This window comes from Pantoea sp. DY-15, from assembly GCF_019795935.1.
GTDB classification, from domain to species: domain Bacteria; phylum Pseudomonadota; class Gammaproteobacteria; order Enterobacterales; family Enterobacteriaceae; genus Pantoea; species Pantoea leporis.
In genome coordinates, this window is record NZ_JAIMIF010000001.1 from 1,555,145 (window position 1) to 1,571,972 (window position 16,828).

Below are 16,828 nucleotides of genomic sequence, written 5' to 3' on the forward strand. Positions count from 1 at the left end.
GGGCGCGTCGCCGAGGTAACACGCGTTACTGATAATTCACCGTCACTTCACTGCTCACCACCCGTAAGCCGGGCGGCAATGCGCCCTTCCCCTGAAAGCCAAACGCCAGATGCAGCGTCTCTTCCGCCGCCACGTTGGCTAAGCCGCGCGTACTGCCGCTGGCGCCTTCAATCTCGACACAACGATCGCCCGCACACAAGCGCACCACCAAACCCGAGGGCGCAGGACGGCTGAGCTGATAACGCCAGTACACCAGCGAAATATTGCCCGGCGCGCTGGAAGGCGCACGCAGCGCAGGCGTCATCAGCCAGTTACCGCGCACGCCAAGGCTTGGGCCGCTGGCGTTGGCGCTCCAGGCACCGCTGGCCGCAGCGGCAGCCAGCGGTAGCGTCATCATCGGCAACATCATCAATGCCCAGCACCAGCGACGCATTACTTGCCTCCAATGGTGGCGGTCATACGGATTTGACGGTTGTCGGTCAACTCCATATTCGACAGCACAATCAGCTGCGGCAGGTTGCGGCGCAGGAAGCGCGCCAGCAGCGCACGAAGCGGATGATTGACCAGCAGCACCGGCGGCGCACCCGCCATCTCTTGCTGCTGCAGTGCGCCTTGCGCCTGCACCAGTAAGCGATCCGCCAGACCGGGTTCGAGTCCGCCGCCGCCTTGCAGCGCCTGCAACAGCAGACGTTCCAGCGTGGCGTCGAGGCCAATCACCTGCACTTCGCCGTTACCCGGGAACCACTGTTGGGTAATCGCACGTCCCAGCGCCACACGCACTACGCTGGTGAGCTCTTGCGGATCGTTCTGTACCGGCGCATGTTCCGCCAGCGTCTCAATAATGGTGCGCATATCGCGAATCGAGACGCGCTCGGTCAGCAGGTTTTGCAGCACTTTATGCAGCGTGGTCAGCGTGATGACGCCCGGCACCAGATCTTCGGTCAGCTTCGGCATCTCTTGCGTAACGCGATCCAGCAACTGCTGCGCTTCCTGTCGGCCAAACAGCTCGCTGGCGTATTGGCCAATCAGGTGATTGAGGTGCGTCGCCACCACGGTGCTGGCTTCCACCACGGTAAAGCCCTGAATCTGCGCCTGCTCTTTCAGGGCGCTGTCGATCCAGATCGCCGCCAGACCAAAGGCCGGATCGACGGTTGGCTCGCCCGGCAGCGAACCAGCAGCCGTGCCAGGGTTGATCGCCATCCAGCGGCCCGGATAAGCGTCGCCGCTGCCAATTTCTACGCCTTTCATCAGGATGCGGTAACGCGCGGGTGGCAGCTCCATGTTGTCACGGATATGCACCACCGGCGGCAGGAAGCCGACCTCTTGTGCCACCTTCTTACGAATACTGCGGATACGCCCCAGCAGTTCGCCGTTTTGCAGGTGATCGACCATCGGAATCAGGCGATAACCCACTTCCATGCCGAGCGAATCTTCCAGCTGCACATCGGTCCACGACGCTTCCACCGTGGCCGGCGTCTCCTGAGTTTTTACCAGACTGGAGGCTTCCGCCGGTTTCTTCGGCTGCATTTCGCGACCGCGCAGCCACCAGGCCAGGCCCAGCAGCGCAGCGGTAAACAGCAGGAACACCAGGTTTGGCATGCCCGGCACCAGGCCGAGTAAACCAATCACGCCGCCACTCAGCATCAGCACGCGCGGGTTCTTGAACAGCTGGGTCACCATCTGCTCGCCGACGTCCTGATCGGTGCCGACGCGCGTCACAATGACACCCGCGGCGGTGGAGATCACCAGCGCCGGGATCTGCGCGACCAGGCCGTCACCGATGGTCAACAGCGTGTAGGTTTCACCGGCGTGACCGAGATCCATGCCGTGCTGCACCACGCCGACCAACAGGCCGCCGATGATGTTGATCACCATGATCAGGATGCCGGCGATGGCGTCGCCACGAACGAACTTACTCGCACCGTCCATCGAGCCGTAGAAATCGGCTTCCTGCGTCACTTCGGTACGGCGCTGCTTGGCTTCCTGCTCGCCAATCAAACCGGCGTTGAGGTCGGCATCGATCGCCATCTGCTTACCTGGCATCCCATCCAGCACAAAACGCGCGCCGACTTCGGCGATACGTCCCGCACCCTTGGTGATGACCATGAAGTTGATGATGACGAGGATGATGAACACTACGATACCGATGGCGAAGTTACCGCCAACGAGGAAGTGACCAAAGGCTTCCACCACGCGTCCGGCGGCATCGGCGCCGGTATGGCCCTCCAGCAAAATGATACGGGTTGAGGCGACGTTCAGCGCCAGACGCAGCAGCGTCGAGAACAGCAGAATGGTCGGGAAGGCAGCGAACTCCAGCGTGCGCTGGGTGAACATCGCCACCAGCAGCACCATGATCGACAGCGCAATGTTAAAGGTGAACAGCAGGTCAAGAATGAATGCGGGTAACGGCAGCACCATCATCGACAGGATCAACATGATCAGTACCGGGCCCGCCAGCACCTGCCATTGCGTGTCTTTAAAGTTGCCCGGTAAACGCAGCTTCTCGGCTAAATTAGCCATCGTTAGTGTTCTCTCCTGCAAAGTCCATGTCTGCCGGAACCGGCAGGTTTTTTGGTTTGTTTGGAATCAGGCCGCCTTCGCGCTTCCAGCGTCGCAGCTGCCAAACCCAGGCCAGCACTTCCGCCACCGCGCCATACAGCGCCCCGGGGATGAACTGACCAATTTCTGTGTGTCGATACAACGCACGCGCCAGCGGCGGTGCTTCGAGAATCGGGATGCGGTGCTCTTTGGCGAGCTCACGAATCTTCAGGGCGATATCGCCAGCGCCTTTGGCCACCACTTTCGGCGCGCTCATCTTGCCTTCCTGATACTTCAGCGCCACCGAGTAGTGCGTCGGGTTAGTGACGACAACGTCGGCTTTCGGCACATCGGCCATCATGCGACGGCGCGCCGCCGCGCGCATCGCCTGGCGAATACGCCCTTTAACGTGCGGGTCGCCTTCGTTTTGTTTATGTTCGTCGCGGATTTCCTGGCGCGTCATCTTCAGCTTTTTGAAGTAGCTGTAGAGCTGCCAGAACACATCAAAACCCACCATCGGGAACAGGCCCAGCATGATCAGCCCACAGCAGGCGGCGATCATCGACAAACCATGATGTAGCGCGTTGATCGGCGATTCGCTCATCAAACGCAGCATCTCTTCCCAGTGGCTCCAGATGTACCAACCGGCCACCAGCCCAACCAGCACCGCTTTCATGATCGATTTCACCAGCTCTGCAGCGGTTTGGCCGGAGAACATGCGGCCAATACCGGTGAGCGGGTTGAGCTTTTTGAGATCGAACTTAATGGATTTGCCGCTGAAGTTAAGGCCGCCCAGCGCCATCGGCCCGGCAATCGCCACCACCACTAAGCCGCCCATCAGCGGCAGCAGCGCGATCACCGCCTGCTTAATCAGGCTGCCGATATGACCAATGATCACTTTGTCATCGTTCACCATGCCGTGATCAAAACGAAATCCGGTGGCGACCATGCTGGCCAGACGCTCCGCCATGCTGTTGCCGCCGACCCACAGGATCAGCAATCCAATCAACAGCATCATCACTGAAGTCAGCTCGCGCGAACGCGGAATCTGCCCCTCCTCACGCGCTTTTTCAAGTCGGTGGGGCGTGGGCGATTCTGTTTTGTCCTCGTTACTCTCTTCAGCCACGACTTACCTCAGCTGGCAGGAATTCTGAGCATAGAATGCCAAAACCCTGTCAGGCTAAAGCGCGGATTAAAGGGGGGAAATGTGAGCTTATTTAGCCATAAGTTAAATTGCGGTCGATTATTGGCCGCCGCAAGTTTATAAATGCGCCTAGCAAAAGCCATGCCGTGCTGCGTGCCAAAATGGCAGTATGGGGCCCGGAAATTCTGAAATTGAGAAAATTGTTTCGCAAAGCAATCTTTTTTATCGCACATAAATAGATTAATCTTATTTACCATTTTCGTTTGGTACTAACCGTGACCAAATGCCGTTGCGCAGCCTTGCACCGCTAACAGCAGCGAATAAATTAACTCAGCTTATCTATCACCGTGACTATGTGTTTTATATCATCGGCCTGCGCTGCTTTTTCGCCCGCTAGCACGGGATTTCTCATGGTGCAATGGTTTGAATTCTCAAAAGTCTTAGGTAGACTTAGTTCAGCACTATCTTTCTGTAATCTGTCTGTTTTTTTGATGGCTTTCTCGCTGCTTAATCTGCCTGACTTAACGGCCCGTGCCGCAGATTACTCTGCAGCTAATCTGATGAAATTTGAGGATCATGGTGAATAAGAGTCTCGTGCTTGTGTTGCTGGCGGTGTTAAGTCTGGCTGCGTGTAAAGCGCCACCGCCACCCGTTACAGATGACACGCTGGTAACCAGTGAAGTGAATGGCGTCCAACTGGTCCATCGTCATGCGGTGGCAGCACCTGGCGAATTCACGCCGGTTAATGAGAGTTATCGCGCGCTGTACGCCGCCTCGGTGATGACCACGCCTGATTATGGTGGCAAGGTGGTGCGCTATCTTGATAACGCCAAACCGTTTGAAGTGCTCGGCCGTGTTGAACACAGCTGGCTGGCAGTGGCTGATGAGCCTAACGGCCAGTTAATTGGCTATATTCCGCCGAAAGCGGGCGTGGAGAGCAGCCGTTACGACGCGACCATTCGAAGCGATCGTCCGCGCCCCCGCCGCAACAGCAAACAGGTTTGTGTGGCCGTTGGCGGCGCCAGCAAGGCTTGTCGCACTAACGATACCGCGACCTGGATTTTAGACTGATAATGCAATCCGGCGCACAATGCCCGCAGAAGCGCTTGCTCTGCGGGCTGTGATTTTCGCCCTTGCCTGGATAACCAAGATTTAATGACTCAGGATTCCCTTGCTCGCGATGGCATTGTCGCGGGCAATGATAACCTTTTGCTTAATGCCGCAGCACCCATCCTGAATGCCGTGGTACGTATACGGCAGGCCGCTACGCATGACGATCCTGCCGGATTGCGCCAGTTACTGATCGAAGAGATCCGCCAGTTCGAACAACGCTGTAAACAAGCGGGCTTACCTTTTGAGATGATTATCGGCGCGCGCTACTGCCTGTGCAGCGTGCTGGATGAAGCCGCAGCGCAAACGCCGTGGGGCACGCGCGGCGTGTGGTCCGGCAACGGCATGCTGGTCACCTTTCACAATGAAAGCTGGGGCGGTGAGAAAGTGTTCCAGCTGTTGTCGCGCGTATCGCAAAGCCCGCAGCAGCATCTGTGGCTGCTGGAACTGATCCACTATTGCCTGCTGCTCGGTTATGAAGGCCGTTATCGCGGCAGTGACAGCGGCCGCGCGCAGTGTGAAGCCATCCGCAAACGCCTGGCACAACTCATTACGGAACATCGCCCGGCGAGCGCCAATCCGGCGGTGCCGCTGGTGGAAGTGCATCCGCTGGTCAGCACCCTGACGCGTCCGATGGTGCCGCTCTGGGCCTGCGTTACCCTGGCCACGCTGGTGGCGAGCCTGATTTACAGCGGACTGAACTGGCGACTCGGCAACGCCGCCGAACCGCTGCTGCGCACCATCTATCAAACCCCGCTGCCACAAATCACGCCAGGACGTCGCCCTACTTCCCCTCAAGCGCTGCTCGATCTCCATCAACGTCTGAATGATGTGATTGCCGCCGGACAGCTGGAAGTGAGCGACGGCGCGTTCGGCAGCAAAGTGATCATCCCCGCTGACAAACTGTTCTCCAGCGACGGCACGGTGGTGAATCAGGTGGGACGGGCGCTGCTGGCGCATGTCGCCAGCGCAATGAAAACCGTTAAAGGCACGGTTTTGGTATCGGTGTATACCGATAACAGCCCGGTCGATGGCCGTTTCGCCTCCAGCTACGAATTCTCCTCTGCGCGCGCACGCGCCATCATGCAGCTGCTTAATCCGCAGCTCGCGGAAGGTCACAGCGTGAAAGCGGAAGGTCGCGGCGACAGCAATCCGCTGCTGCCGAACGACAGTAATGAAAACCGCGCCCGCAATCGTCGGGTGGAAATCACCCTGTTTGTGACACCGGAAACCCTCGGCAATCATCAGGGAGGCCAATGATGCGCGCATCACTGCAACATCTGTTAACCCATCGCCTGCTGTGGAGCCTGATTGGCGTCACGGCGTTGAGCTGCGTGCTGTGGATGCTCGGACCGCTGTGGAGCTGGGGCGATACGCGCCCGCTCGAGCCGGTATTGCCGCGCCAGTTAGCGGTGGGACTGCTGTATCTGCTCTGGCTGCTGTTCCAGTTTATTCCTGCACTGTGGCGCGGCTGGTTTAACAGTAAACTGCTCAACCGTCTGCAGCAGATGAGCCAGGAAGAGTTATCTGATCGCCAGGCCACCGAAACCCTGCTGGCGCAGCGCTTCAGTGAAGCAGCGCTGCGTTTAAAGCGCACCCAGTTTGGTCGTCGTCATCAGCAGAGCTGGCTGGCACGTTTTCAAAGTCACTACCTTTATCAGCTGCCGTGGTACGTGATGATTGGCGCGCCGGGCGCCGGTAAAACCACCGCGTTGCTTAATGCTGGCCTGGAATTCCCGCTCACCGACAGCCTCGGCAAAGCGGCGATTCGCGGCGTGGGCGGCACGCGCCACTGCGACTGGTGGTTCACCGACAGCGCGGTGCTGATCGATACCGCCGGGCGTTATGCGTTGCAGGAGAGCCAGCGCGCGCGTGACGGCGCGGAGTGGCACAGTTTTATCAATCTGCTGAAGCGCTATCGCACCCGCCAGCCGATCAACGGCGTGATCATGACCATCAGCGTCTCCGATCTGTTGACCGATTCAGCCGAAGCCCGCCATGCGCAGGCCAGCGCGCTACGTGAACGCATGGCGGAGCTGCATCAGCACACCGGCATTCACTTCCCGGTGTATGTGATGGTGACCAAAACCGACCTGCTGAAAGGGTTTATGAGTTTTTACGGCACGCTCAGCAAGCCGCAGCGCGATGCGATTTGGGGCTTCACTTTCCCGTGGGAACCGGGCAAACCGCATAAAGACGACTGGCACCGCAGCTTCAGCCAGCAATATCAGCACTTAGAACAGCGTTTACAGCAGCAGCTGGCCGACGTCATGGCCGGCGAGCGCGATCTCACCCAGCGCGCCGACAGCTTCCTGTTCCCGCAAGAGTTCAGTTCGCTGCGTCCGCTGCTGAATGAGTATCTCGATGTGGTGTTTTCCAGCCATCAGGAGCCGATCGCCTGGTCGGCGCGCGGCCTGTTCTTCACCAGCGGCACGCAGGAAGGTTTACCGTTTGACCGCATCATGGGCGAGCTGAACCGCAAGCTGCAGCTGCCGCATACCGGTGAAAGCAGCCTCGCCGCGTGGAATAGCGTCGATCGCAGCAGTCCGATCCCCGGCAACAAAGGACAGAGTTTCTTTATCCGCGATTTGCTGAGCGATTTAGTATTCCGCGAAAGCGGTCTGGCGGGCAGCAATCGCCATTGGGAATACCGCAACCGCCTGTTCCACTGGATCGGTTATGGCGTGCTGACCGGCGCGCTGCTGCTGCTCTCCTGTCTGTGGCTCACCAGCTATATTCAGAATCAGCGTTATCTGGACCAGGTTGCCGAACGCATTGCGCCGATCACCACGCAAAGTCAGCAGGTGATCCATCAGCCCGCCGATAATATTTTTGATCTGCTACCCTTCTTAAATAACCTGGTGAAACTGCCGCTCTCCGAGCGTTTTTCCCTCGACAATCCACCGCTTACCATGCGCGTTGGTCTGTATCGCGGCAACCAGGTCAGCGATGCGGCGTGGGCGCTTTATCAAAATGCGCTTAAGTCTTTACTGCTGCCGCGCGTGGCGCAGCAGATCACCAATTTGCTGCGTGACGATCCTGGCACCGATAACGATTACAGTCGCAATGCGCTGCGGGCCTATCAGATGCTCTATCAGCCGCGCAATTATGACGGCGAGTTCCTGCGTGGCTGGCTGATGCAAAACCTGCAGCGCACGCTGCCGGAGGATGTCAGCGCGCGCGATTTGCAGCAGCTCGACTGGCATCTGAGCCAGCTGCTGGATCAGCAAATTCAGTCTTCGCCGTATGCGCGTGACAATGCGTTGATGATGCGTAAGCTTGCGGAGAATCTGAAAAATGCCGGTGACAGCAGCAACACGCTGGCGATTGCGCCGCACGTTGTTTCGCAGCGATTGACCAGACACAGTGAGTAATGGTGAGGTAATCATGCCGACACACACTGCGCCGGGCTGGTACGGCAAGTTACCGGCCACCGGCGATTTTTTGCGCCAGCGTCTGAGCGAAAATACCGTGACGCCGTGGAGCCACTGGTTTCAGCAAGGATTACTGCACTGGCATCAGCAAGCCGATGCCAGCACCGCACAGTTTTTACGTGCGCCGGTGTGGAATTTTGTGTTACCGCTTTCGCCGCTGCGTCAGCAGGTACAGATGGGCTGCCTGCTGCCGTCCTGCGATCGCGTGGGCCGAAGCTGGCCGCTGCTGGCGCTGCGCAGCTTCCCGCTGAGCAACTGGCACAGCGCGCAGCTGGCGATGTCCGGCGACTGGTTTCAGGAGCTGGGCGCGCTGCTGCTGCACGCGGTGCGCGATCGGCTCAATCCCGATGCGCTGGAGCAGCAGATGCAGCGTCTTTCGCCGCTGCTGGTGCCGGATACGCAGCGCAGCGACATCATGGATGTGATTGGTTTTGATGATTTGCCCTGTACGCTGAGCTGGCGTGAAGTGGCTGACAGATTCGATCCGCAGCAGCACATGAGCTACTGGTGGAGTAATCGCAGTGACGGTTTTAGCCATGCCACCCATAAACACAGTGGCCCGCTGACTGCGCAACTTTTTTCATTATTGTTTAACCCGGCGTCTGGTGCACAGCCGGGCCGCAACGGCCTCTATCCACCGATGTTTGAATAGGCCGTGGCGTTTGCCTTGTTAACGGGATGACTCATGCAATTTACCATTGTGCAGTGCAATACGGATGTGCCCGCCAAGACGGTAGCCTTTAAACCGCCCGGTGGCACCATCGGCCGCAGTCAGGATAACGATCTGGTGCTGCCAGACGAATCGCGCGCCATATCGCGTCTGCAGGCGCTGGTGCACCTTTCGCCGGAAGGCGAGTGCCGCCTGACCAATCAGGGCAGCGTTACGTCGGTGGTATTGAACGGCGTCGCGTTGCAACGCGGCTCGCAAGTGACGTTGCAGGATGGCGACACGCTGCAAATTGGTGAGTACGGGCTCGAAGTACGCGATCCCAACAACCTCAAAGCCCGCCAGGACGATCCGCTGGCGTTCTTTGCTGAGAGCAGTGACGACCCGCTCGGCATGATGCAGGAGCCCGAGATGATTCCCGAGCCGCTTGCGCGTCAGGAGCGCCGCAACGATCCGCGTCTGGCGATTGATCCGCAGAGCGATGCGCCGACGCTGCCAGCCACGTTGCCGGGCGTCTCTCAGGACAAACTGATCGCCGCGCTGCTGGAAGGGATGGGGCTGAACAACGGCCATCAAACCACTATCACCGAAGAGCAGATGCGCGTAACCGGTCGCATGCTGAGTCTGTTTTCGCAAGGCACTGTCGCCCTGCTCTCCTCGCGCTCGATCCTCAAGCGCGGCGTCAAAGCCGACATGACGATGATCCTCAATGAGGCGAATAATCCTTTCAAAATTCTGCCGTCGGGTAAAACCGTATTGATGCAGATGTATCAAAGCCAGATGCCGGGCTTTATGCCGCCGGAACCGGCGGTGCGCGATGCGCTAGTGGATTTGCAGGCGCATCAGCTCGGCATGATTGCCGGCATCCGCGCGATTATTGCCGCCATGCTGCAATCGTTTAACCCGCAGCGCTTAGAAGAAGAAGCGCGCAAAGATGGCGTGCTGCCAAAAATGGCGTTCAGCACCGGACGCAAAGCGGCGCTGTGGGATTACTTCTCACGCCACTATCAACGTACCGCTGGTGAAATTGAGGATGACTTCCATACGCTGTTCGGCGAAGCATTCCTACATGCCTATGATATGGAAGTGAATCAATACAAAGATTCTCAAACGCGGACCGAAGACGCATGAAGATGATGTTTGCCAGCCGCTGCCAGCAAGGCATGCGTGACGAAAATCAGGATCGTACCGGCGCCGAGCTGGACGATCACAAAGCCTGTTTTCTGGTGTGTGACGGCGTCGCCGGTTTGCCTGGCGGTGATATCGCCGCGCAGCTGGTGCGCGATACGCTGCTAACGCAGCTGCAGCACAGTGCGACTTTCACCCCTGATAGCACGCGCGCCGCCATCGAACACTGCCAGCAGGTGCTGATTGAGGCACAGGGAAACAATCCGAATTTTTCACGTATGAGCACCACGCTCGCCGCGCTGTTTATCGACCGCGAAAAACAGCGCGCATGGTGGGCGCACGCTGGCGACAGCCGGATTTATCACTTCCGTCATGGGGTGCTAAATCAGGTGACGAGTGACCACAGTCTGGCCCAGCAGCTACGTGAGGCGGGCTATGAAAATACCGGCATTAACAGTAATTTACTCTATAATGCGCTCGGTGTTGAACCTGCCCGTCCGGCCACTTTTAGCGAGGTGATTACGCTGGCCGATGGCGATGCGTTTCTGGTTTGCAGCGATGGATTCTGGCTCAATCTCACCACCCACGAAATGGAACTGGCCCTGCGCATGGTGAATGCCTGCGAAGAGTGGCTGACTTTGATGGAACAAGCCGTTAACCGCAGTGTAAAAAGCGACAATCTCAGCGCTCTGGCCGTCTGGATTGGCGAACCGCAGGAAGCGACGCTGCTTTATTCCCAGGCTGATGCGGCACGTTTTCTGCCGTCACGTTATTGATCCAAGGATTCTTATGAAAGTGTGGTTGACGGGCTTCGCAACCCTGTTGCTGGCCGTAAATGCTCAGGCAGAAGATTATCGTGTGGTGTATTCACCGAGCCTGTCATTGGAAGTCTACATTGATAACGTGGCGAGCAAAGCACCCAACGACTGGTGCAAAGAGACGCTGCCGCTGCGCATTGTTTCGGGCAAAAGCACCGACTCCAGCATCCTGACCAGCTTCCTGCCGCGCGTTGGTACGCTGCTGGCCAATCAGTGTGGCTTGCTGGATGAACTGCCGTGGCAGATGACCAATAAAGAGGGCAGCGTGCTGGCTAACGGCAGCGCGGCCAAATTACAGAACTGGCGCCCGATCGTGCTGAACGATGCCACCGCCAGCGCCACCACCAGCAACGCCGCGCCGCTCGATTTGTCACGCCCGGCGGATAGCACGCCGCTGCAGCACTTTGCCTTGCCGGGCGGCTGCCATTTCCGTACCTGGTGGGATGACAAAGGTGAATCGCTGTTTATCCCGGATAACCCGAATCAGCACTGCTCCACCGAAGGCTGGCTGGAAGGCCCGAGCGAAATGACGCTGATGAGCGCCGGCAAAACCCACAATCTGGCGCTGAATTTCTATCAGGGCTACCCGATTGCAGATTTGAAGATAAGCGGTCCGCCGCTGGAAGTGGTCTCGGTAAATAACCAGCGCATGATTGTTACGCGTCCGGATGCCGATGATAGCTGGTTAGTGCTGCCGTTTGATGCACAACAGCATGTGTGGCGCTTCAGCGGCACACTTCTGGTGAAGATGGACAAAACCGCCGATCAGGACAGCGATGTGCTGAAAAAGCGGGTTGAGACGTTACGCGGCGTTTGGTCGCCGCAATTTATGCCACAGCAAAAAGTGACTGTGTTACTGATTGACACCCTGCATGCGGATCTCGCCGATCCGGCGATTGGTGCCTGGCGTAACATTAATTAATTAGCGGTCGTTGCCTGCCGTCATCCTGATGACGGGGCGCTACAGGACGTGTTCAGAGAGTTCACTATGTCGGCAAACGAAAACCATACACCTAACGCCCTACCTGCGGGCTACCGGTTTAATGAATTTGAAATCAAGGAAGTGATTGGCGGCGGCGGCTTCGGCATTGTTTATCGTGCCTGGGATCATCAGCTTGAACGCACCATCGCGATCAAAGAGTACATGCCCGTCTCGCTGGCGGTGCGTGCGGCGGATATGTCGCTGGAACTGCGCGGTGAGCGTTTCCATAAGCTGTTTACCGCCGGTCGTAATAGCTTTATTCAGGAGGCGCGCCTGCTGGCACGCTTCAATCATCCCGGCTTGCTGCATGTGTTGCGCTTCTGGGAGGAGAACGGCACCGCCTACATGGGCACGCTCTATTACAGCGGCATGACGCTAAAAGAGTGGCAGATTACCAGTCCGGACAGCATCGATGAAAGCTGGATCCGTCGTCTGCTGCCGCCGCTGTTTGGCGCCATCGATACCATTCACGCCGCCGGTTATCTGCATCGCGATATCTCGCTGGATAACATCCAGATTCAGGAAAATCAGCTGCCGGTGCTGCTCGATTTTGGCTCGGCACGCAAAGAGATCGGCAACCTCTCGGATGAAACCGAGATTATGCTGAAGCCCGGCTTTGCGCCAATTGAGCAATACAGCGAAGAAGGCGAAATCGAGCAAGGACCGTGGACCGATATCTATGCGCTAGGCGCGGTGCTGCACAACCTGATCACCGGCCATGCGCCGCCGGTGAGCGTGGTGCGCTGCATTGAGGATAATTATCAGCCGCTGGTGGAGCGCAAGCCGGAAGGCTATTCGCTGCCGCTGCTGCACGCCATTGACTGCGCGTTAGCCATGAAGCCAGCAGATCGTCCACAAAGCATTGATGCCTTTGCCTGCTTGATCAATCTGCCGGTAAGCGATGTTGAAGCGCTCTCCACCACCATTCCTGTCGTGGCCGAGCCGGTTGTACCGGTGGAGCCGAGTGTTGCAACGCCGGAACCGCAGGTGTTAGCAGTCAATCATGCCGCAGCCGCAGTGGAACCTTTGACGCCGCGCAACGTGCGTCGTTTGTCGCCAGGTTTAGTGGTGGCCGCTGCGATTGCGGTTTTGGCGGTTGTGGTGGTGGTGTGGAAAGCGAATCGTCACAGCGAAGTACCGCCGGTCGCCGCCAGCACCGCGCCCGCTGCGCCTGCCGCCGCAGGCAACAGTGTAGCGAGCAGCGCACCGACGGTGGCGACGGTTTATCTGCGTTTACAGGCGGGTGAGAATGTGATGCTGAATGGCGAAGCCCGCGATGTGAAGCCCTCCTCCAGCGGATTCGCTTCACTCAATCTGGCGGCGGGGAACTATCGCATTGAGGTGCGTAACGGCAACCAGGTGCATAGCCAATCGCTGACCATCGATAAGCCGGGCACCTGGCTGATTAATCCGGCGCAGTAATCTGTATCAGCGCGCTGCTGAATGACTCTGCAGCGCTCTGACATCTGCTGCCAGGCGCGTCAATGCCGCTTCCTGCATGCCACGCTTGCCCAGCTCCTGCTCCAGCGCGTAGAGATATTGTGCGTTGGTGCCGAGCGGACCGCTGGCCTGGGCAATCAACGGCGCAATGGTGCTGCGGCAGGAATCGGTTTCATACAGCGGATGACGCGGATCCATGATAAACACCAGCGCGGTGACGTTGCGTCCGTCCTCTAGCTCCAGTTCACACCAGGTTGGCAGATAGCAGCCAGTGATCATTTCGCGCTTCCACAGAAGCTCCAGCTCGTCATGCAAACGCGATTCCGGTAAGCGGAACGCCAGTCCGCTGGTAGAACCGCCCTCTTTCAGCGCCAGCATGCGGCCAGGCGCGGTTACAGTGCCGCGACCGGCAATCAGACGCAGGCAAAACGCACGGTGCCAGCCCTCTAAACGACCCGGCGCCACTTCGGCCGCTTCAAAAATGGGATTCCACATCAGCGAGCCGTAGCCAAAAATCCACACCGGGCTTTGGTCAGGACGACAGGCCAGCGTCGCGGACAGCGATGCCGCACGCTTTTCACAGCTCCAGAACAGCGCTTCATCAATATCGCCAAACGATGTTTTACAATCTGCTTTTAACAAAAATTCCCGCGTTAACACTGTGGTCTCCTCTACTGCGCTGACATCTTGCCGGTGTGGTTCCTCAAAACTGATGTCTACAGGCGACGCTCATGGCATCGTCTTAAGAGAAGACATTAATTCATTTTTAACAAAACATTCAAGATTGACCCCGATCACAAAAGGGAAATTCTGTGTAAATAGCATCGGCTGCCTGGTGGGGAACTTGAATGGCGAAGGGAAAAGTGCGAGGCGGGCCGCACTGGCCCGCATGACAAACTAGGGTTTAGGGTGCCACTTGTCATCGTCACCTTTTGCGTACTCATGCTTGACCGCTGCCCAGGCGACTTTGTGGGCGACCTCTTCGCGCGACTCATCACCACGCCGGTCGTCGGGATCTTTGTATTGGTCCCAGGCGCTGTTAAAGGCCTTTTGATAGATGGTTTGCGCGTGAGCCGGCAGGACATGACGCACGCTGTCTGGCAGCTCTTTGTTTGATGAATAAGGCATATTTCCTCCTGTTTCATGCTCAGGGTTTAAGCCTGGATCATCTGGGTTAAAAAGCAAACTCGCACTTTCACTGGCAGATTACCTAAAACAGGTTTAAACCTCTATAAACTTCACCCTATACGACGATTAACCAGATCAATCTCATCTTTAATTGGGTGAGTGACTCATACAACATAATGAATAAAGGCGTTAATCCAGCGATAACACACTCTTTTGCCGTGTTATGCATAATAAACGCTTTTGGTAAAATCGCGTAAAGTCACAGCAACACAGCTGATGAAAAGTTACACTGCGTTGCGTCAGAAAACTCATTATATTTATCAGGCAATGATTGCCTGCTTGGTACTTTTTCCGGAGAGGATGGTAAATGCCTGGACATGAGAAAACCCGCCATACCGAGTACTCACTGATTTTCCCCGTTGCTGCGCTGGCGGTGCTGAGCTTCTTCGGCAACCAGACAGCGCTTCTGCCGGTTATCGGCATCAATCTGTTGGCATTAGTTGCCATTCTGTTTAGCGCCTTCAGCGTGGTGCGTCACGCCGACGTGCTGGCACACCGTTTAGGCGAACCTTATGGCTCGCTGATTCTCAGTCTTTCCGTCGTCATACTTGAAGTGAGTCTGATCTCCGCGCTAATGGCCACCGGCGATGCCGCGCCCGCGCTAATGCGCGACACGCTCTACTCGATCATCATGATTGTGACCGCCGGTTTAGTCGGCTTTGCCCTGCTGCTGGGCGGGCGCAAGTTTGCCACGCAGTACGTTAATCTGGCGGGCGTAAAACAGTACATGATCGCCATTTTCCCGTTGGCGATTCTGGTGCTGGTGTTCCCCAATGCGTTACCTGGCGGTAACTTCACGACCACGCAGGCGCTGATCATCGCGGCGATTTCTGCGGCCATGTACGGCGTGTTCCTGCTGATTCAAACCAAAACCCACCAAAGCCTGTTCGTTTATGAGCACGAAGATGATGGCGACGATCCGCACCACGGTAAGCCTTCTGCGCACAGCTCGTTGTGGCACACCGCATGGCTGATCGTGCATCTGATTGCGGTGATTACCGTGACCAAGATGAACGCCAATCCGCTGGAAAGTCTGCTGACAGAACTGAACGCCCCGGCGCAGTTCACCGGCTTCCTGGTGGCGCTGTTGATTCTGTCGCCGGAAGGTTTAGGTGCAATCAAAGCGGTACTGATGAATCAGGTCCAGCGCGCAATGAATCTGTTTTTCGGTTCGGTGCTGGCGACCATTTCACTGACGGTGCCTGCAGTGACCATCATCGCTACCCTGACCGACCAGCAATTGGTGTTCGGCCTTGAGCCACCGCAGATGGTGATCATGAGCGCCGTGCTGATCCTGTGCCACATCTCGTTCTCAACGGGCCGTACCAACGTGTTGAACGGTGCCGCGCATCTGGCACTGTTTGCCGGGTATTTGTTGACGATTATGCTGTGAGATTAGCGGTCGGCATAAATGCCAACCCTACGAAAATCGTGCAAGTTGTAGGATCGTCATTTATGGCGACCAGCCAATAAAAAAGGCGCCATCAGCGCCTTTTTCACATCTGAAAACAATCAGTTGCTGGTATCCAGCTCTGGGAAGCTCTTCACCAGATCGTCGATTGCTTTCATCTGCACCAGGAAGGGTTCCAGCTTATCCAGCGGCAGCGCGGATGGACCGTCACATTTGGCGCTGTTTGGCTCTGGGTGTGCTTCGATGAACAGGCCAGCAATGCCAACCGCCATGCCAGCACGCGCCAGCTCGGCGACCTGTGCACGACGACCGCCAGATGCAGCACCGAACGGATCGCGCGTTTGCAGCGCGTGGGTTACGTCGAAGATCACTGGGCTATTTTGGGTGACGTTTTTCATCACGTTGAAGCCGAGCATATCGACAACCAGGTTGTCATAGCCGAAGTTGCTGCCGCGATCGCACAGGATAACCTGATCGTTACCGCCTTCGACGAATTTGTCGTAGATATTACCCATCTGGCCTGGGCTGACAAACTGTGGCTTCTTGACGTTGATTACCGCGCCGGTTTTCGCCATCGCTTCCACCAGATCGGTCTGACGGGCGAGGAATGCCGGCAGCTGAATCACATCAACCACGTCAGCCACTGGCTGCGCCTGCGATGCTTCATGCACGTCGGTGATGATTTTCACGCCGAACGCCTGCTTCAGCTCCTGGAAAATCTTCATGCCCTCTTCCAAACCTGGACCACGATAGGATTTGATTGAAGAGCGGTTGGCTTTATCAAAAGAGGCTTTGAATACGTAAGGGATACCGAGTTTGTCGGTGGCCTTAACGTAGTGTTCGCAGATGCGCATGGCAAGATCGCGCGATTCCAGCACGTTCATGCCGCCGAAGAGAACGAATGGCAGATCGTTTGCGACCTTAATATCGCCGATATTCACTACTTTCTGTGTCATGCCCTTTCCTTT

Annotated in this window: 15 protein-coding genes; 9 read left to right on the plus strand and 6 right to left on the minus strand. The window is 57.2% G+C overall.

Annotated elements, in window-relative coordinates:
* Positions 1-25 precede the first annotated feature (25 nt).
* From K5Y32_RS07660 to flhB, 3 genes are read right to left on the minus strand one after another with little or no spacing between them, the layout of a single operon-like run.
* A complete protein-coding gene (locus K5Y32_RS07660) occupies positions 26-433 on the minus strand; it encodes a flagellar protein FlhE (protein WP_222182575.1) in 408 nt (135 codons plus the stop codon).
* Positions 433-2,520 (minus strand): flagellar biosynthesis protein FlhA, encoded by a 2,088-nt coding sequence (gene flhA / locus K5Y32_RS07665; RefSeq protein WP_101764133.1) that lies wholly within the window; start codon positions 2,518-2,520, stop codon positions 433-435. The genes K5Y32_RS07660 and flhA overlap by 1 nt, the downstream gene beginning before the upstream one ends.
* Positions 2,513-3,664 (minus strand): flagellar biosynthesis protein FlhB, encoded by a 1,152-nt coding sequence (gene flhB, locus K5Y32_RS07670; RefSeq protein ID WP_222182577.1) that lies wholly within the window; start codon positions 3,662-3,664, stop codon positions 2,513-2,515. The genes flhA and flhB overlap by 8 nt, the downstream gene beginning before the upstream one ends.
* Before the next feature lie 594 nt (positions 3,665-4,258).
* On the opposite strand from flhB, the gene K5Y32_RS07675 reads away from it, so the two are divergent.
* The 8 genes from K5Y32_RS07675 to K5Y32_RS07710 all read left to right on the plus strand — a co-directional run bounded on the left by K5Y32_RS07675 (position 4,259) and on the right by K5Y32_RS07710 (position 13,243).
* Positions 4,259-4,753 carry an SH3 domain-containing protein gene (locus tag K5Y32_RS07675; protein ID WP_192234148.1) on the plus strand — a complete coding sequence of 165 codons (495 nt, stop codon included), beginning with the start codon at positions 4,259-4,261 and terminating at the stop codon, positions 4,751-4,753.
* A gap of 84 nt (positions 4,754-4,837) precedes the next feature.
* Positions 4,838-6,052, plus strand: a complete 1,215-nt coding sequence (gene icmH / locus K5Y32_RS07680; protein WP_101764124.1) for a type IVB secretion system protein IcmH/DotU — start codon at positions 4,838-4,840, stop codon at positions 6,050-6,052.
* On the plus strand, positions 6,052-8,166 hold the full coding sequence (tssM, locus tag K5Y32_RS07685; protein WP_222182933.1) for a type VI secretion system membrane subunit TssM: 2,115 nt from the start codon (positions 6,052-6,054) through the stop codon (positions 8,164-8,166). The genes icmH and tssM overlap by 1 nt, the downstream gene beginning before the upstream one ends.
* A gap of 13 nt (positions 8,167-8,179) precedes the next feature.
* The gene (gene tagF / locus K5Y32_RS07690) at positions 8,180-8,878 is read left to right on the plus strand and encodes a type VI secretion system-associated protein TagF (protein WP_222182579.1); all 699 of its coding nucleotides are present in this window, start codon (positions 8,180-8,182) and stop codon (positions 8,876-8,878) included.
* A 33-nt stretch (positions 8,879-8,911) separates the two neighbouring features.
* On the plus strand, positions 8,912-10,024 hold the full coding sequence (tagH, locus tag K5Y32_RS07695) for a type VI secretion system-associated FHA domain protein TagH (protein WP_222182581.1): 1,113 nt from the start codon (positions 8,912-8,914) through the stop codon (positions 10,022-10,024).
* Complete coding sequence (locus K5Y32_RS07700) at positions 10,021-10,797, plus strand: PP2C family serine/threonine-protein phosphatase (RefSeq protein ID WP_222182583.1); 777 nt, start codon at positions 10,021-10,023, stop codon at positions 10,795-10,797. Before tagH ends, K5Y32_RS07700 begins: the two co-directional genes overlap by 4 nt.
* 13 nt (positions 10,798-10,810) lie before the next feature.
* The gene (locus K5Y32_RS07705; RefSeq protein WP_222182585.1) at positions 10,811-11,761 is read left to right on the plus strand and encodes a hypothetical protein; all 951 of its coding nucleotides are present in this window, start codon (positions 10,811-10,813) and stop codon (positions 11,759-11,761) included.
* A 66-nt stretch (positions 11,762-11,827) separates the two neighbouring features.
* The gene (locus K5Y32_RS07710) at positions 11,828-13,243 is read left to right on the plus strand and encodes a serine/threonine-protein kinase (protein WP_222182587.1); all 1,416 of its coding nucleotides are present in this window, start codon (positions 11,828-11,830) and stop codon (positions 13,241-13,243) included.
* Positions 13,244-13,249: 6 nt separating this feature from the next.
* On the opposite strand, the gene K5Y32_RS07715 is transcribed toward K5Y32_RS07710, so the two are convergent.
* Together K5Y32_RS07715 and chaB are read right to left on the minus strand one after the other, a co-directional pair.
* Positions 13,250-13,921: a gamma-glutamylcyclotransferase gene (locus tag K5Y32_RS07715; RefSeq protein ID WP_168197458.1), complete on the minus strand. Its 672-nt coding sequence runs from the start codon at positions 13,919-13,921 to the stop codon at positions 13,250-13,252.
* A 237-nt stretch (positions 13,922-14,158) separates the two neighbouring features.
* A complete protein-coding gene (gene chaB / locus K5Y32_RS07720; RefSeq protein WP_222182589.1) occupies positions 14,159-14,389 on the minus strand; it encodes a putative cation transport regulator ChaB in 231 nt (76 codons plus the stop codon).
* Positions 14,390-14,756: 367 nt separating this feature from the next.
* Here chaB and chaA point away from each other — a divergent pair, with 367 nt between their 5' ends.
* Positions 14,757-15,842 (plus strand): sodium-potassium/proton antiporter ChaA, encoded by a 1,086-nt coding sequence (gene chaA / locus K5Y32_RS07725; protein ID WP_110866345.1) that lies wholly within the window; start codon positions 14,757-14,759, stop codon positions 15,840-15,842.
* Positions 15,843-15,961: 119 nt separating this feature from the next.
* Here the strand turns inward: chaA and kdsA are convergent, their stop codons facing one another.
* Complete coding sequence (kdsA, locus tag K5Y32_RS07730) at positions 15,962-16,816, minus strand: 3-deoxy-8-phosphooctulonate synthase (protein ID WP_222182591.1); 855 nt, start codon at positions 16,814-16,816, stop codon at positions 15,962-15,964.
* Positions 16,817-16,828: the final 12 nt, after the last annotated feature.

Bases quoted from the DNA above. Each gene is read 5' to 3' on its own strand.
- K5Y32_RS07705 (WP_222182585.1), top strand. From the start codon at position 10,811: ATGAAAGTGTGGTTGACGGGCTTCGCAACCCTGTTGCTGGCCGTAAAT.
- K5Y32_RS07700 (WP_222182583.1), top strand. From the start codon at position 10,021: ATGAAGATGATGTTTGCCAGCCGCTGCCAGCAAGGCATGCGTGACGAA.
- tagF (WP_222182579.1), top strand. From the start codon at position 8,180: ATGCCGACACACACTGCGCCGGGCTGGTACGGCAAGTTACCGGCCACC.
- tagH (WP_222182581.1), top strand. From the start codon at position 8,912: ATGCAATTTACCATTGTGCAGTGCAATACGGATGTGCCCGCCAAGACG.
- chaB (WP_222182589.1), bottom strand. From the start codon at position 14,389: ATGCCTTATTCATCAAACAAAGAGCTGCCAGACAGCGTGCGTCATGTC.
- tssM (WP_222182933.1), top strand. From the start codon at position 6,052: ATGCGCGCATCACTGCAACATCTGTTAACCCATCGCCTGCTGTGGAGC.
- flhA (WP_101764133.1), bottom strand. From the start codon at position 2,520: ATGGCTAATTTAGCCGAGAAGCTGCGTTTACCGGGCAACTTTAAAGAC.
- chaA (WP_110866345.1), top strand. From the start codon at position 14,757: ATGCCTGGACATGAGAAAACCCGCCATACCGAGTACTCACTGATTTTC.
- K5Y32_RS07675 (WP_192234148.1), top strand. From the start codon at position 4,259: ATGGTGAATAAGAGTCTCGTGCTTGTGTTGCTGGCGGTGTTAAGTCTG.
- K5Y32_RS07660 (WP_222182575.1), bottom strand. From the start codon at position 433: ATGCGTCGCTGGTGCTGGGCATTGATGATGTTGCCGATGATGACGCTA.
- kdsA (WP_222182591.1), bottom strand. From the start codon at position 16,816: ATGACACAGAAAGTAGTGAATATCGGCGATATTAAGGTCGCAAACGAT.
- icmH (WP_101764124.1), top strand. From the start codon at position 4,838: ATGACTCAGGATTCCCTTGCTCGCGATGGCATTGTCGCGGGCAATGAT.
- K5Y32_RS07710 (WP_222182587.1), top strand. From the start codon at position 11,828: ATGTCGGCAAACGAAAACCATACACCTAACGCCCTACCTGCGGGCTAC.